The organism is Streptomyces sp. 8K308, from assembly GCF_004348315.1.
Taxonomy (GTDB): Bacteria; Actinomycetota; Actinomycetes; order Streptomycetales; family Streptomycetaceae; genus Streptomyces.
The window spans coordinates 1-15,314 of the sequence record NZ_SMKC01000054.1; the positions used below are offsets into that span (position 1 = coordinate 1).

General features: G+C 75.6%; 13 protein-coding genes. 10 read left to right on the plus strand and 3 right to left on the minus strand.

Annotation, left to right across the window (positions count from 1 at the left end; genetic code table 11):
• Nucleotides 1–69: 69 nt before the first annotated feature.
• Nucleotides 70–1,143 carry an ATP-dependent DNA ligase gene (locus E1265_RS11015; RefSeq protein ID WP_132930090.1) on the minus strand — a complete coding sequence of 358 codons (1,074 nt, stop codon included), beginning with the start codon at nucleotides 1,141–1,143 and terminating at the stop codon, nucleotides 70–72.
• A gap of 76 nt (nucleotides 1,144–1,219) precedes the next feature.
• Between E1265_RS11015 and ligD the strand changes: the two genes are divergently transcribed.
• Nucleotides 1,220–2,269: a non-homologous end-joining DNA ligase gene (ligD, locus tag E1265_RS11020; protein ID WP_132930091.1), complete on the plus strand. Its 1,050-nt coding sequence runs from the start codon at nucleotides 1,220–1,222 to the stop codon at nucleotides 2,267–2,269.
• Here the strand turns inward: ligD and rho are convergent.
• A complete protein-coding gene (gene rho / locus E1265_RS11025) occupies nucleotides 2,247–3,440 on the minus strand; it encodes a transcription termination factor Rho (protein WP_132930092.1) in 1,194 nt (397 codons plus the stop codon). The genes ligD and rho overlap by 23 nt on opposite strands.
• 396 nt (nucleotides 3,441–3,836) lie before the next feature.
• Between rho and E1265_RS11030 the strand changes: the two genes are divergently transcribed.
• Together E1265_RS11030 and E1265_RS11035 are read left to right on the plus strand one after the other, a co-directional pair.
• Nucleotides 3,837–5,297 (plus strand): aldehyde dehydrogenase family protein, encoded by a 1,461-nt coding sequence (locus E1265_RS11030; RefSeq protein WP_132930093.1) that lies wholly within the window; start codon nucleotides 3,837–3,839, stop codon nucleotides 5,295–5,297.
• Nucleotides 5,298–5,390: 93 nt separating this feature from the next.
• Nucleotides 5,391–6,734: an aromatic acid/H+ symport family MFS transporter gene (locus E1265_RS11035; protein WP_132930094.1), complete on the plus strand. Its 1,344-nt coding sequence runs from the start codon at nucleotides 5,391–5,393 to the stop codon at nucleotides 6,732–6,734.
• Here the strand turns inward: E1265_RS11035 and E1265_RS11040 are convergent.
• Nucleotides 6,721–8,421 carry an IclR family transcriptional regulator C-terminal domain-containing protein gene (locus E1265_RS11040; RefSeq protein ID WP_132930095.1) on the minus strand — a complete coding sequence of 567 codons (1,701 nt, stop codon included), beginning with the start codon at nucleotides 8,419–8,421 and terminating at the stop codon, nucleotides 6,721–6,723. The genes E1265_RS11035 and E1265_RS11040 overlap by 14 nt on opposite strands.
• A 164-nt stretch (nucleotides 8,422–8,585) precedes the next feature.
• Between E1265_RS11040 and E1265_RS11045 the strand changes: the two genes are divergently transcribed.
• The 7 genes from E1265_RS11045 (at nucleotide 8,586) to pcaC (ending at nucleotide 15,312) form a co-directional block, all read left to right on the plus strand.
• Entirely contained in the window at nucleotides 8,586–9,410 is an 825-nt protein-coding gene (locus E1265_RS11045; protein WP_132930097.1) for a CoA-transferase, read from the plus strand.
• Between the two features lie 47 nt (nucleotides 9,411–9,457).
• On the plus strand, nucleotides 9,458–10,195 hold the full coding sequence (locus E1265_RS11050) for a CoA-transferase (RefSeq protein WP_132930115.1): 738 nt from the start codon (nucleotides 9,458–9,460) through the stop codon (nucleotides 10,193–10,195).
• Nucleotides 10,192–11,376, plus strand: a complete 1,185-nt coding sequence (locus E1265_RS11055) for an acetyl-CoA C-acyltransferase (RefSeq protein ID WP_132930099.1) — start codon at nucleotides 10,192–10,194, stop codon at nucleotides 11,374–11,376. The genes E1265_RS11050 and E1265_RS11055 overlap by 4 nt, the downstream gene beginning before the upstream one ends.
• A 92-nt stretch (nucleotides 11,377–11,468) precedes the next feature.
• Nucleotides 11,469–12,206, plus strand: a complete 738-nt coding sequence (gene pcaH / locus E1265_RS11060; RefSeq protein ID WP_243740692.1) for a protocatechuate 3,4-dioxygenase subunit beta — start codon at nucleotides 11,469–11,471, stop codon at nucleotides 12,204–12,206.
• Nucleotides 12,206–12,793 carry a protocatechuate 3,4-dioxygenase subunit alpha gene (gene pcaG, locus E1265_RS11065; RefSeq protein WP_132930101.1) on the plus strand — a complete coding sequence of 196 codons (588 nt, stop codon included), beginning with the start codon at nucleotides 12,206–12,208 and terminating at the stop codon, nucleotides 12,791–12,793. The genes pcaH and pcaG overlap by 1 nt, the downstream gene beginning before the upstream one ends.
• Nucleotides 12,780–14,192: a 3-carboxy-cis,cis-muconate cycloisomerase gene (gene pcaB / locus E1265_RS11070; protein WP_243740689.1), complete on the plus strand. Its 1,413-nt coding sequence runs from the start codon at nucleotides 12,780–12,782 to the stop codon at nucleotides 14,190–14,192. Before pcaG ends, pcaB begins: the two co-directional genes overlap by 14 nt.
• Entirely contained in the window at nucleotides 14,173–15,312 is a 1,140-nt protein-coding gene (gene pcaC / locus E1265_RS11075) for a 4-carboxymuconolactone decarboxylase (RefSeq protein ID WP_132930102.1), read from the plus strand. Before pcaB ends, pcaC begins: the two co-directional genes overlap by 20 nt.
• Nucleotides 15,313–15,314 lie beyond the last annotated feature (2 nt).

Below are 15,314 nucleotides of genomic sequence, written 5' to 3' on the forward strand. Positions count from 1 at the left end.
AAACCTATTAAGTCGTCGGCAGCGTCAGATGTGAATAAGAGACAGGGGTGGGGATGACCGCGCCGGCGCTCACCCCGGGCGGTGCGGGGTGAGGACCTGGCCGAGGTCGTAGCTGACGGGCTCGACGAGCTGGTCGTAGCCGCAGGACGCCGGGTCGCGGTCGGGCCGCCAGCGGCGGAACCTCGCGGTGTGGCGGAAGCGGTCGCCCTGCATGTGGTCGTAGGCCACCTCGCACACCCGCTCAGGGCGCAGCGGCACCCAGGACAGGTCCTTGCCGCCCGACCACCGGCTCGGGGCGCCCGGCATCCGGCGGCCGGCGTGGGCCTCGGCGCGCGCCCACGCCGCCCACGGATGGCCCTCGGCCGACTCGAGCACCAGCGGCGCGAGCTCGTCCATCAGCTCCTGGCGGCGTTTCATCGGGAAGGCCGCGCTGACGCCGACGTGCTGGAGTCGGCCGGTCTCGTCGTGCAGGCCGAGCAGCAGCGAGCCGACCACGGGGCCGCTCTTGTGGTAGCGGAGCCCGGCCACCACGCAGTCCGCCGTCCGCTCGTGCTTGACCTTGACCATGGCACGCTCGTCGGGCCGGTAGCCAAGGTCGAGCGGCTTGGCGACGATGCCGTCGAGGCCCGCGCCCTCGTACTCCTCGTACCACCGCTCGGCGGTGGCGAGGTCGAGCGTGGCCGGGGTGACGAAGACCGGCTGGTGGGTGTCGCGCAGCGCGTCGAGCAGCGCGGCGCGGCGCTCGGTGAGCGGGGTTTCGAGCAGCGCGTCGCCGCCGACGGCCAGCAGGTCGAAGGCGACGAAGCTGGCGGGGGTGCGCTCGGCGAGCATCCGCACCCGCGAGTCGGCCGGGTGGATCCGTTCGAGCAACGCGTCGAAGTCCAGCCGGGGCCCGCGCACGATGACGATCTCGCCGTCCACCACGCAGCGCTCGGGCAGCGTGGCCCGCAGCCCCTCGACCAGCTCGGGGAAGTAGCGGGTGAGCGGCTTGGTGGTGCGGCTGCCGATCTCGATCTCGTCGCCGTCCCGGAAGACGATGGCGCGGAAGCCGTCCCACTTGGCCTCGTAGTGCATCCCGGGCGGGATCCGCGCCACGCTCGTGGCCAGCATGGGCTTGACGGGAGGCATCACCGGAAGGTCCATGATCGGATTCTCGGGTCCTGATCCGCGCTCCGCCCGCCGGCGGGCGCGTCCGGGTTGCGCCGCCTACGGTGGCGTTATGGCCGAGGCGATGGAGTTCACGGTGGGTGAACGGAGCGTTCGGGTGTCCAATCCGGGCAAGGTGTACTTCCCCGAGCCGGGGTACACCAAGCTGGACGTGGTCCGCTACTACGTCGCGGTAGCCGAGGGCGCGCTGCGTGCCCTGCGGGACCGGCCGACCACCCTGGAGCGCTATCCGGACGGCGTGACGGGCGAGTCGTTCTTTCAGAAGCGGGCGCCGAAGAACCTCCCGGAGTGGATCCCGACCGGCCGCATCTCCTTTCCCAGCGGGCGCTACGCGGACGAGATCTGCCCCACCGAGCCGGCTGCCGTGGTGTGGGCGGCGAACCTGGGCTCGCTCACCTTCCACCCGTGGCCGGTACGCCGCGGCGACACGGACCGCCCGGACGAGCTGCGGATCGACCTCGACCCGCAGCCCGGCACCTCCTACCGGGACGCCGTCCGCGCCGCCGGCGAGCTTCGGGCGCTGCTCGACGAGCTCGGGCTGCGCGGCTGGCCCAAGACCTCGGGCGGGCGCGGTCTGCACGTGTTCGTCCCGATCGTGCCGGAGTGGACGTTCCCGCAGGTGCGGCGGGCGGCGATGGCGATCGGCAGGGAGCTGGAGCGGCGGGCGCCCGAGCGCGTCACCACGGCGTGGTGGAAGGAGGAGCGGGGCGAGAAGATCTTCGTCGACTACAACCAGATGGCCAGGGACCGCACGATCGCCAGCGCCTACTCGGTGCGGCCCACGTCGCGCGCCACGGTCTCGGCGCCGCTGCGCTGGGACGAGGTCGAGGACGCGCGGCCCGAGGACTTCGACCTGCGGACGATGCCGGGCCGCTACGAGGACCTGGGGGACGTCCACGCGGACATGGCGGACCACGCCTTCCGCCTCGACGCGGTGCTGGAGCTGGCCGAGCGCGACGAGCGCGAGCACGGCCTCGGCGATCTGCCCTACCCGCCTGACCACCCCAAGGTCGCCGGCGAGCCCAAGCGCGTCCAGCCGAGCCGGGACCGCGACCGACGGCGGGAGGCCGGCGGGGAGACTAGGCGGGGACCGTCCGACTGACCCGGGTCAGGAACTCGGCGTTGCTCGCGGTGTCGCGCAGCCGTTCGAGCAGCTGCTCCGCGCCCTGTCGCGGATCGCGGTCGAGCAGCGCCCGTCGCAGTCGGCGCACGGCGTCGAGTTCGGCCGGCGACAGCAGCAGCTCCTCGCGGCGGGTGCCCGATGGTTCGAGGTCGACCGCCGGGTAGACGCGGCGTTCGGCGAGGGTGCGGTCGAGGCGGAACTCCATGTTGCCGGTGCTCTTGAGCTCCTCGAAGTAGAAGTCGTCGGCGCGGGATCCGGTGTCCGTCAGGGCGGTGGCCAGGATGGTCAGCGACCCGCCGCCCTCGATGGCCCGGGCGGCGCCGAAGAGCCGCTTGGGCAGGTGGAGGGCGGCCGCGTCGACGCCGCCGCTGAGGATGCGGCCGCTGGCCCGGCCCGCGTTGTTGTGCGCGCGGCAGAGCCGGGTGAGGGAGTCGAGGAGGATGACGACGTCCTGCCCGAGTTCCACCAGGCGCTTGGCGCGCTCGACGGCGAGCGCGGCGACGGCGATGTGGTCGGCGGCCGGCCGGTCGAAGGGCGAGGAGATCACCTCGGCGGCCACGGCCCGGCTCAGTTCCGTGACCTCCTCAGGGCGCTCGTCGAGCAGCAGCACCATCAGCCGGCACTCGGGGTGGTTGCGGGTGATGCCCTCGGCGATGGCCCTGAGCACGAGGGTCTTGCCGGCCTTGGGCGGGGCGACGATCAGCCCGCGCTGGCCCCTGCCGATCGGGGCGATCAGGTCGATGACGCGGGTGACGAGCTGGCCCCTGGTGGTTTCGAGGCGCAGCCGCCGGCTCGGGTGGACCGGCACCAGGTCGGCGAAGTCGGGGCGGGCGGCGAGGAGTTCGGGAGGCAGGCCGTTGACCGTGTCCAGCCGGGTCAGTCGGCGCCGCTGGCCGTCGCCGACGACGCCGGTGACGGTGTCGCCGCGCCGCAGCCCGTGTCGGCGGGCCAGCTCGGTGGGGATCGTCGGGTCGTCGGGGCCCGGCAGGTAGTCGGCGAGGCGCAGCCGGAGGCCGCCGCCGGCCGTGTCGACGACGCCGGCGACGACCGTGGTGGCCGCCGCAGCGCGGGTCTCCTCGGCGGGCTTGGCATCAGCGGGCCTGGCATCAGCGGGCCTGGAACGAGAGGGCTTGGAAAGCGTGGCGGTCATGCGCGGTCCTTCGGTCGAGGGAGTGATGAGGTGGTACGAGGGGTGGTCGCCGTGAGCACGGCTGAGTCGACGGGACGGGCGCGCCGAGTGCGCGGTCGCGTCGGGGAAGAGCGGCCTCGCCGTACGCCGGCGCTGACTGCCGGGTGGTGGTGAGGGCCGTTCACGGAAGGGCACGGGCGCCGAAGGGCGGCGCGCTCACATGCTGGGACCAGGCTACACCGGCCGTGCGGCGTCCCGTAAGGGCGCCGGCGGCTCCGCCGACCGGCTCGTGCGGAGCGACACCTTGACAGGTCCACCGCTCGCTCGCACACTCCCCCCGCCGGAATTCACGAAGAAAAGTTCACCACGCGAACGGCCGAGCGTACGCGGCGGAACGTACGGAGCAAAGGAGCTCGCATGACCAGGCACCGCGAACTGTTCATCGGCGGCGAGGACGTGCCGGCCGCCGACGGCCGCACCACCCCGGACGTCGATCCGTTCTCCGGCGGTCTCTTCGCCACCGTCGCGGCCGCCGGCCCGGCGGACGTGGCCTCCGCCGCCGCGGCGGCGGAGGCCGCCTTCCCCGGCTGGGCCGCCGCCTCGCCGGCCGAACGGCGGGAGGTGCTGCTGCGGGCCGCCGACCTGCTGCGGGCGCGCGAGGCCGAGGTGGTGGCGCTGATGGCCGAGGAGGCGGGCGGCACGGCGCGCTGGGCCGGGTTCAACGTGTGGCTCGGCGCCGAGACGCTGCGCGAGGCGGCCGCGGCCGTGACGGCGCCGCGCGGGGAGGTGCTGGCGGCGCAGGAGCCCGGCGCGCTGGGCCTCGCGGTGCGTGAACCGGTGGGCGTGGTGGCCTCGTTCGTGCCCTGGAACGCCCCGGTGATCCTGGGCGCGCGCGCCGTGGCGGCGCCCCTGGCGGCCGGGAACGCGGTGGTGCTCAAGCCGAGCGAGCAGGCGCCGCTGGCCTGCGGCTACCTGATCGCTGACGTGCTGCGCGAGGCCGGCCTGCCGGACGGGGTGCTCAACGTGGTCAGCAACGCGCCGGAGGACGCCGCCGAGGTGGCCGAGGCGTTGATCACGCAACGGGCGGTGCGCGCCGTCAACTTCACGGGATCGACCGAGGTCGGCCGGCTGATCGGCACCCACGCGGCCCGGCACCTCAAGCCGGCCGTCCTGGAGTTGGGCGGCAAGAACGCGATCGTGGTGCTGGCCGACGCGGACGTCGACTACGCCGTGGACGCCGCGGTCTTCGGCGTCTTCATGAACGCCGGTCAGATCTGCATGTCGGGCGACCGGGTGCTGGTCCACGAGTCGCTGGCCGACGCGTTCACCGAGCGCTTCGTGGCCCGGGTGGCGGCACTGCCGCACGGCTCGCCCGCCGACCCGGAGACGGTGATCGGCCCGCTGGTGAGCATGGACGCGGCGCGCCGGGTCGCGGCGCTGGTCAGGGACGCGGTGGCCGGCGGCGCCAAGGTCCTGACCGGCGGCGGGGAGCCGGACGGCGCGCTGTACCCGGCGACCGTGCTGAGCGGGGTGACGCCCGGGATGGGGCTCTACCACGGGGAGGCGTTCGGTCCGGTCTGCGCACTCGCGACCTTCCCCGACGACGACGCGGCCGTGGCCCTGGCCAACGACACGGAGCACGGCCTGACCTGCGGCATCATCACCGAGGACGCGGGGCACGGGCTGGCCGTGGCCCGCCGGATCCGCACCGGCATCGCGCACGTCAACGACCAGACGGTGGCGGACGAGCCGCAGGCGCCGTTCGGCGGCGTGGGCGCCAGCGGCTACGGCCGGTTCGGCGGCCGGTGGGGCGTCGAGGCGTTCAGCACCACCCGCTGGATCACGCTGGCCGACCGACACGCGCACTTCCCTTTTTGAACACAGCCCTTTCTGAGCGCAGCCCCTTCTGAGCGCAGCACGTTCCGACGCGGTCCCCGTCTCCCCCGCCTCCCGCACTTCCCGAGGAGCGCCATGACCCCACCGTCCCCACCTCCCGACGCGTCCCACAGCTTCCGCTCCGTCGCCCCGGTGCTCGCCCTGTGCTGGCTCGCGGTCTTCTTCGACGGCATGGACGTCAACATCTACGGCGCCGTGATGCCCCACATGCTCGACGACGAGGGGCTCGGCCTGACCCCGGCCATCGCCGGCACCATCGGCAGCTGGACCACGTCCGGCATGCTGGTCGGCGCCCTGGTCGCCGGCAACGTCACGGACTGGATCGGCCGCCGGGCGACGATCATCGCCAGCGTCATCCTGTTCTCGGCCGGCTCCGCGGTCTGCGCGCTGGCCGCGAGCACCGGCCCGTTCGGCGCCGGCCGGTTCGGCGCCGGCCTGGGGCTCGGCGGCCTGATGCCCATCTGCCTCGCCATGGTGCTGGAGTTCGCGCCGCCGCGGCGCGCCGCGCTGGCCACCGGCCTGCTGATGACCTCGTACCACGGCGGCGGCATGGCGGCGACCGGGCTCGGCCTCTGGATCGCGCCCGACCACGGCTGGCGCTGGGTGTTCTGGGCCGGCGTGCTGCCCGCGGTGATCGCGGTGCCGCTGCTGCTGCGCTGGTTCCCCGAGTCGCCCGCGGTGCTGCTCGCCAGGGGCCGCCGGGCCGAGGCGGACGCGGTCGCCGTGCGCTACGGGATGGCGCCGCCACGGCCGGCGGAGGCCCCGCCGGGCGGCGCGCGCGGGCGCCTCGAGGCGGTGCTCGCGCTGTTCCGACCCGGGTCGCGCTGGGCGACGCCGCTGCTGTGGGGGGCGTCGTTCTGCGGACTGCTGCTGGTCTACGGCGTCTCCACCTGGCTGCCGCAGCTGATGCGGGCCGCCGGCTACGGCCTGACGTCCTCGGTCAGCTTCCTGATGGTCATCAACGCCGGCGGCATCCTGGGCATGCTGGTCGCCGGCCGCACCGCGGACCGGTTCGGCGCGGTGCGGGTCTCGGCGCTGTGGTTCGTGCTGACCGCGCTCGGCGCGCTGCTGCTGCGCGAGGAACTGGCGATTGGCGTGACCTACGTGGTGGTGTTCGTCACCGGCGTCTTCCTGTTCAGCGCCCAGGCGATGGTCTACGCGGCGACCGACACGGTCTACCCCGCCGCCGAGCGCGCCACGGGACTCGGGTGGGTGACGGGCGTGGGCCGGACGGGCGCGGTGGTCGGGCCCTGGCTCGGCGGCGCGCTGGTCGCGAACGGCGCCGAGAGCTGGGGCTTCCTGATGTTCGCGGCGGCCGGGCTCACCGGAGCCGCGATGATCGCCCTGGTGCCGCTGGCCGCCAGGATCGGCCGTCCCGCGGTGCCGGCCGGCGGCGCGGCGCCGGTCACGGGATCCTGACGCGGGTGAACCGGCCGGCGACGCGCAGGTCGCGCTCGACGCCGGCCGCCGCCTCGCGCAGCGCGGGCAGCAGCTCCGTCACGGCCCGCTCGGGGGTGCGGCGGCTGGCGTGCATGGAGACGTTGACCGCCGCGACGACGCGCCCGGCGCCGTCCCGCACCGGGACCGCGAGCGACCGCAGTCCCTCCTCCAACTCCTCGTCGACCAGGGCGTATCCGGCCTCGGCCACCCGGTCGAGCTCGGCGCGCAACCGGTCGGGCGAGGTGATGGTGTGGCGAGTGAGGGGCGTCAGGTCGAGCCGGGCGAGGCGGGCGGCGCGCTCGTCGGCCGGCAGCCCGGCGAGCAACACCCGGCCCATGGAGGTGGCGTGGGCCGGGAAGCGGGTGCCGACGGTGATGTCCACGCTCATGATGCGGACGGTCGGCACCCGGGCCGCGTACTGGATCTCGTCGCCGACCAGCACGGACAGGGACGCCGAGTCGTGTGCCCTGGCGACCAGGCCGACCAGGTGCGGCTGCGCGACGTGGGAGAGCGGCAGCCCGGCGAGGCGGGCGTAGCCGAGTTCGAGCACCCGCGGCTCGGGGTGGAACCGGCGTCCTTCGCCGCGGACGTAGCCGAGGTGTTCCAGGGTGATGAGCGCGCGCCGCACGGTGGCCCTGGCGAGACCGGTGGCCTGGGCGAGCGCGGCGAGCGTGACGCCGTCCGTGGCGCCCGGCACGCGGTCGAAGGCGGCGAGTACGCCGAGGCCGCGGGCCAGCGACTCCACGAACTCCGGGCCGAGTTCCCGCTTGGCGGCCCTGGTCAGCTCGCCGTGCGGACCGCCGGCCGGCGCGTCGGCCGGCTCATCGGCCGGGCGGGGCGGCGGCGGGGCGGCCAGCGTCGCCTCCATCTCGGCGACCGCCTCGCGCAGCCTGGGCAGCAGCTGGTCGGCGAGCGAACCGACGTCGTGTCTGCTGGTGTGGCTGACCACGCTGGCCGCGCAGACCGCGCGCCCCGCGCCGTCCCGCACCGGGATGGCCACGGCGATCAGTCCCGGCTCGATCAGCTGGTCGTCCGCCGACCAGCCGCGCCGCCCGGCCTCCGCGATCCGCCGCTCGAAGGAGCCGGCGGCGCGCGCCGCCTCGGGCGGCACGGCGGGGAAGCCGGCGCCGGCCGGGTCGCGCTCCCGACGGTCGCGCCAGCGCGCCCAGTCGTCCCGGTCCCAGTCGGCGGCGAACAGGGCGCCGGGCGCGCCGCTCTCGGCGGGCAGCAGGTCGCCGATGCGGAAGGCGAGCGACATGGTGCGGCGCCTGGTGGCCTGATAGACGAAGCGGACCCCGTCCCCGTCGGGCACGGCGAGCGAGACCGACTCGTCGAACTCGTTGGCCAACCGGTCGACGAGCGGCCCGAGTTCGCCGGGCAGTCGGATCGCCGCGAGGTAGACGTTGCCGAGCTCCATCAGCGGGGGCGCGAGCACCGCGCGGCGGTCCTCGAGCCGGACGTAGCCGAGCCGCGCGAGCGTGCTCAGCGTGCGGTCGACGGTGGAGCGGGCGAGGCCGGTCGCCCGCACGAGGTCGCCGACGCCCAGCCGCCCGTCGGCCGCGGCCAGCCGGCGCAGCACGGCGAGCCCGCGGATCAGCGGCGTCACCGCCTCGGGCGGTGGGGCGCCCGGCGCGGCGGGGGCGGTCGTGGCGGCCGGTCGGGTCATCGTGCTCTCCAACGCCTCTCCGGGCGCGCGTGGTGCTGTGACGTTCGGGCGAAACCGTACTCGTCCCGGCCATTGACAGCCTGGCGGCACCGGTCGCAGACTCGAAACGAAGCTTGGCGAACTTAAGTTCACTGTACGAACGGTGCCGGGAGGCCGTCAACGACATGGCTGACATCCGTGACCTCCGGGAGGCCGTCGGGGAGTTGATCCACGACGGCGACACCGTGGCGATGGAGGGCTTCACCCATCTCATTCCCTACGCCGCCGCGCACGAGGTGATCCGCCAGGGCATCACCGACCTCACGCTGGTCCGCATGACCCCCGACGTGATCTATGACCAGCTGATCGGCGCCGGGTTGGTCGCCAAGCTGGTCTTCTCCTGGGGCGGCAACCCGGGCGTCGGCTCGCTGCACCGCTTCCGCGACGCGGTGGAGAACGGCTGGCCGCGCCCGCTCGAGCTGGACGAGCACAGCCACGCCGGCATGGCCAACCGCTATGTCGCCGGGGCGTCCGGACTGCCGTTCGCGGTGCTGCGCGGCTACCGCGGCGGCGACATGCCGGAGCGCAGCGCCACCATCTCCACCGTCACCTGCCCGTTCACCGGCGAGGAGCTGGCCGCGGTGGCCGCGCTCACCCCGGACGTCACCGTCATCCACGCCCAGCAGGCCGACCGCGCCGGCAACGTGCGTCTCTGGGGCCTGACCGGGGTGCAGAAGGAGGCGGTGCTCGCGGCCCGCCGGGTGCTGGTCACAGTCGAGGAGATCGTGGACGAACTCACGCCGCGGCCCGGCGGGTTGACCCTGCCCGGCTGGGTGGTCGACGCGGTCGCCGAGGTGCCGGGCGGCGCCCACCCGTCGTACGCCGCCGGGTACTCGACGCGGGACAACGCCTACTACCGCGACTGGGACGCCGTCTCCCGGGACCGGGCCGCGTTCACCGTTTGGTTGGAGACCGAGGTCGGGGCCGGCGTGCGGGCGGTGCGCCGGTGAGCGCCGCGGGCGGGGCGACCGCCACCGAGGCCGGCCCGGACGAGCTGATGGAGATCAACGCCGCCCGGGCGCTGGCCGGGGCCCGCACCTGTTTCGTCGGCATCGGCCTGCCGAGCACCGCGGCGAACCTGGCCCGCCGCACCACGGCACCGGGTCTGGTACTGATCTACGAGTCCGGCGCGATCGGCGCCAAGCCGAGCCGGCTGCCGCTGTCCATCGGGGACGGCGAGCTCGCGGACACCGCCGACGCGGTGGTGTCGGTGCCCGAGGTGTTCAACTACTGGCTGCAGGGTGGCCGGATCGACGTCGGCTTCCTCGGCGCCGCCCAGGTCGACCGCCACGCCAACGTCAACACCACGCTGATCGACCGCGGTCCTGGGCGTCCGCCGGGCCGGCTGCCCGGCGCCGGCGGCGCCCCGGAGATCGCCGCCAGCTGCGGCCGGGTGCTGCTCGTGGTCCGGCACGCGCCCCGCCACCTGGTACCACGGCTCGACTTCGTCACCACCATCGGGCACGGCTCTGGCCCCGGCGACCGGGCCGGCCTCGGCCTGCCGGGACGCGGCCCGGTCGCCGTCATCACGGACCTGGGCGTGCTGCGCCCGGACCCGGACACGGCCGAGCTGGTGCTGACCGAGCTGCACCCGGGGGTCACCGTCGAGCGGGCGCGCGCCGCCACCGGCTGGCCGCTGCGCACCGCCGCCACCGTGACCACGACGCCGCCGCCCACGCCGGCCGAGCTGACCGCGCTGCGCGAGCTGAAGTCGCAGGCGAAGGAGGAGCGTTGAGCACCCGCGAGGTCTATGTGGTGGACGCCGTGCGCACCCCGGTCGGCCGGTACGGCGGCGGCTACGCGGCCGTGCGGCCCGACGACCTGGCCGCGCACGTGCTCCGGGCGCTGCTCGACCGCAGCCCGGGGCTGGATCCCGCGTCGGTGGACGATGTGGTTCTGGGCAACGCCAATGGCGCCGGCGAGGAGAACCGGAACGTGGCCCGGATGGCCGTGCTGCTCGCGGGGCTGCCCACCACCGTGCCGGGCGCGACCGTCAACCGACTGTGCGGCTCAGGTCTCGAGGCGGTGATCCAGGCGGCCAGGGCGGTCGCGGTGGGCGAGGCGTCGGTGGTGGTCGCCGGCGGCGTCGAGTCGATGAGCCGCGCGCCCTGGGTGCTGCCCAAGCCGGACCGCGCCTTCCCGACCGGCCACCAGGAGCTGTACTCGACCACGCTCGGCTGGCGGATGGTCAACAGCCGGATGCGGCCCGAGTGGACGGTGCCGCTCGGCGAGGGCGCCGAGCTGATCGCCGCCAAGCACGGCATCGACCGGGCGACGCAGGACGCGTTCGCGCTGGCCAGCCACGCCAAGGCGGCCGCGGCGTGGGCCGCCGGCGACTACGCGGCCGAGGCCGTGCCGTACCCGGGCGCCGAGTTGCCGCGCGACGAGTCGATCAGGGACGGCTCCACCCCGGAGGCGTTGGCCAGGCTGAAGCCGGTCTTCCGGGCCGATGGCACCGTGACCGCCGCCAACTCCTCGCCACTCAACGACGGCGCCGCCGCGCTGCTCATCACCGACGCGGCCGGTCTGGCCGCCACCGGCCGGGAGCCGCTGGCCAGGATCCGCGCCTCGGCGGTCACCGGGATCGAGCCGCGGTACTACGGGTTGGGTCCTGTCGATGCGGTCTCCCGCGCCCTGGAGCGGGCCGGCCGGCGCCTCAGCGACCTCCACGTCGTCGAGCTCAACGAGGCGTTCGCCGCCCAGGCGCTCGGCTGCCTGGCCGAACTCCCGGACCTTGACCCGGACATCGTCAACCCGCGAGGCGGCGCCATCGCCATTGGACACCCGCTGGGCGCCTCCGGCGCCCGGATCGCCGGCGCCGTCGCCCACCAGCTCGCCGCCCGTGGCTCTGGCACCGGCGTCGCCGCCCTCTGCGTCGGTGTCGGCCAGGGCCTCGCCCTCGTACTGGAGCGCTGATGGACCCCACCCGACAGGCCCCCAGCGGGCGGGACGGCATCCGGCAGGCCCCCGCCCCGGGGCAGCTCACCCAGCGGGACGTCGACCGCGAGATGGCCGAGCACGAGGCGGCGTACCTGCGGGCCCGCGCGGCCGGCGCGCCACCGGCCGTCCACCCGCCCCGCGACTACCGCCCCTACCGCAGCAGCGTCGCGCGCCACCCCACGCGACCGCTGGTCGCCGTCGACGGCGGCGACCCGGAGCTGGTCGAGCTGGCGGGACCGGTCTTCGGCCACACCGACGTCACGGAGCTCGACAGCGACCTCACCAGGCAACATCCGGGCGAGCCGCTCGGCGAGCGGATCACCGTGTCGGGCCGGCTGCTCGACGGCGCCGGCCGCCCGGTGCGCGGCCAGCTGATCGAGCTGTGGCAGGCCAACGCCTCGGGGCGCTACGCCCACCAACGCGACCAGCACCCGGCGCCGCTCGACCCCAACTTCACCGGCGTCGGCCGCACTCTCACCGACGACGAGGGCCGCTACCACTTCACCACCATCAGGCCGGGCGCCTACCCGTGGCGCAACCACCGCAACGCCTGGCGCCCCGCCCACCTGCACTTCTCGGTCTTCGGCACGGCCTTCGCCCAACGCCTGGTCACCCAGATGTACTTCCCCGGCGACCCGCTGCTCCCCCACGACCCCGTGCTGCGCTCCGTCCCCGACGAGGCGGCCAGGCGGCGCCTGGTGGCCGGCTACGACCACGAGCTCTCGCGATCCGAGTGGTCGCTCGGCTACCGCTGGGACATCGTGCTCGACGGCCCGTCAGCCACCTGGACCGAGGAGGGCCGCTGATGCCGCCCGCGCCCACCCCGCCGACGCCCTCCCACACCGTGGGCCCGTTCTTCGGCTACGCGCTGCCGTTCCCCGGCGGCGGCGAGCTGGCCCCGGCGGGACATCCGGCGGCCGTCACCGTGCACGGCCGGGTCGTCGACGGCTCCGGCGCACCGGTGCCCGACGCGTTGGTCGAGCTCTGGGGCCCCGACGAGCGGGGCCGGCTGCCGCGCACCCCGGGCTCGTTGCGCAGGGACGCGGTCACCGGCGGCTTCCTCGGCCGGCACGCGGCCGACTTCACCGGCTTCGGCCGGGTGCCGACCGACGCGGACGGACGCTGGTCGGCCCGCACCCTGCGGCCCGGCGCCCGCGCCGGGCACGCGCCGTACCTCAGCGTCTGCCTCTTCGCCCGGGGACTGCTGCACCACCTGTTCACCCGCCTCTACTTCCCCGAGGACACGGCCGCGCACGCCACCGATCCGCTGCTCGCCGCGCTGCCACCCGAGCGGCGTCGCACGCTGGTGGCGGTCGCCGGGCCGCACGGCGACTACCGCCTCGACATCCGGCTGCAGGGCGGGGAGGAGACGGTCTTCCTTGAGTTCCGCTGATCCGCCGCCCGGCGAGCTGGGGGCGGCCGAAGCGGCCGGCGAGTTCGGTCTCCTGTCGCCGGGCCGCGCCGGCTCCGCCGTCGAGGCGGCCACCGGGGACCACGCCTTCCTGGCGGCCATGCTGGACGCGGAGGCGGCGCTGGCCCGCGCCCAGGCGGCCATCGGCCAGGTGCCGGCCGAGGCGGCGGAGGCGGTCACCGCGGCCGCCCGCGCCGAGCTGTTCGACGCGCGCGCCCTGGCGCTCGCCGCCCGCGCGGGCGGCAACCCCGTGATCCCGCTGGTCGCCGCGCTGACCGAGCGGGCCGGCACCGACGCGGTGCACCGGGGCGCGACCAGCCAGGACATCCTGGACACCGCCGCCATGCTGGTCGCCGCCCGCGTCCGGCGGCTGATCCTGGCCGACCTGGACCGGTCGGCCGCCGCGCTCGCGGCGCTCGCCGCCGCCCACCGGGACACCCCGCTGGCCGCCCGCACCCTGACCCAGCACGCGGTCCCCACCACCTTCGGGCTCAAGGCGGCCGGCTGGCGCGCCCAGCTGACGGCCGCCCGTGACCGGCTCGCCGCGCTGCCGCTGCCCGTCCAACTGGGCGGCGCCGGGGGCACGTTGGCGGCCTTCGAGGAGCTGTCGCCGGACGCCGGCGCCGGTCTCCTGCTGCTCGCCGGCTACGCCCACGAGCTCGGCCTCGCCGAACCCACGCTGCCCTGGCACGCGTTGCGCGCCCCGGTGGCCGAACTCGGTTCCGCGCTCGCCCTGGTGACCGGCGCCCTCGGCAAGATCGCGGCCGACGTGCTGGTGCTGTGCCGCACCGAGATCGGCGAGCTGGCCGAGGGCGGGGGCGGCCCCTCGTCGGCCATGCCGCACAAGCGCAACCCGGTCCGCGCCACCCTGGTGGCGGCCGCCGCGCGGCAGGCGCCCGCGCTCGCCGCCGTGCTGCTCGGCGCGCTGGCCGCCGAGGACGAGCGGCCCGCCGGCGCCTGGCACGCCGAGTGGCAGCCGCTGCGCGAGCTGCTGCGGCTGGCCGGCGGTGCCGCCAGGGACACCGCCGAGCTCGTCGAGCGGCTGACCGTCCACGTCGACCGGATGCGGGAGAACCTGCACCGCACCGGCGGCCTGCTGGTCAGCGAGCGCCTGGCCATCGCGCTCGCCCCCACGCTCGGCCGGGACAACGCCCGCGCGCTGCTGCGCGACGCCGCCGAGCGCGCCGCGCGGGACGGCGTCCCGCTGTCCGACGCGTTGCGCGCCACCGCCCCGCTGCCGCCGCCGCTCTCCGCCGAGCGGCTGCGGGAGCTCACCGACCCCGCCCACTACACCGGCGCGGCCGGCCCGCTCACCGACCGGGCCCTTCGCGACCACCCGCGCCGCCACGAGGAGGACCCAAGTGCTCCACCACCGGCTTGACGGCCCGCCCGACGGTCACCCGCTGATCCTCGGCCCCGCGCTCGGCACCTCGCTCTCCGTCTGGGACCCCCAACTCCCGGCTCTCACCCGCCATCACCGGGTGCTCCGCTTCGACCTGCCGGGCCACGGCGGGCAGCGGGACCAGGGCCCGGCGCCGGACAGCGTCGCCGGCCTCGCCGAGCTGGTGCTCGCGCTGGCCGACGCCCAGGGCTGGGCCGCCTTCCACTACGCCGGCATCTCCATCGGCGGCGCGATCGGCCTCCAGCTCGCCGTCGACCGCCCCGAGCGCGTCGCCTCGCTGGCCCTGCTCTGCAGCTCGGCCCACTTCGGCCCGCCCGACCCCTGGCACGCCAGGGCCGCCACCGTGCTGGCCGAGGGCTCGGGCGCGCTGGTGCCTGGGCGCCGGGAGGCCTGGTTCACCCCGGCGTTCACCGACGAGGCACGCGTGGCCGCGCTCCTGGCCGACCTGGCCGCGGTCGACACCGACCGGCACGCCGCCTGCTGCGCCGCCCTCGCCGACTACGACCTGCGGTCCCGGCTCCCGGAGGTCACCGCGCCCACGCTGGTGCTCGCCGGCCGCGACGACCCCGCCACCACCACGGCGCACGCCAGGGAACTCGCCGACGCCATCCCCGGCGCGAGCCTGACCGAACTCGCCGGCGCCGCCCACCTCGCCAACGTCGAACGGCCGGCCGCCGTCTCGGCCGCGCTGCTCACCCACCTGTCGGCCGGCGCGCCGCCCGCCCGGTACGCCGCGGGCCTCGCCGTGCGCCGCGCGGTGCTCGGGGACGACCACGTGGACCGGGCCCTGGCCGCCACCACCGACTTCACCGCCCCGTTCCAGGACCTGATCACCCGCTACGCGTGGGGCGAGATCTGGACCAGGCCCGGGCTCAGTCGCCACATCCGCAGCTGCGTCACGCTGACCGCGCTGGTGGCCGGCGGCCACCACGGGGAGCTGGCCCTGCACATCGGCGCCGCGCTGCGCAACGGCCTCACACCCGAGGAGATCCGCGAGGTGCTGCTCCAGTCGGCGGTCTACCTCGGGGTGCCGGCGGCCAACGCGGCGTTCGCCGTCGCCGAGGCGGCGCTCACGGACCAGTCCCCCGCCGGGGAGTGAGC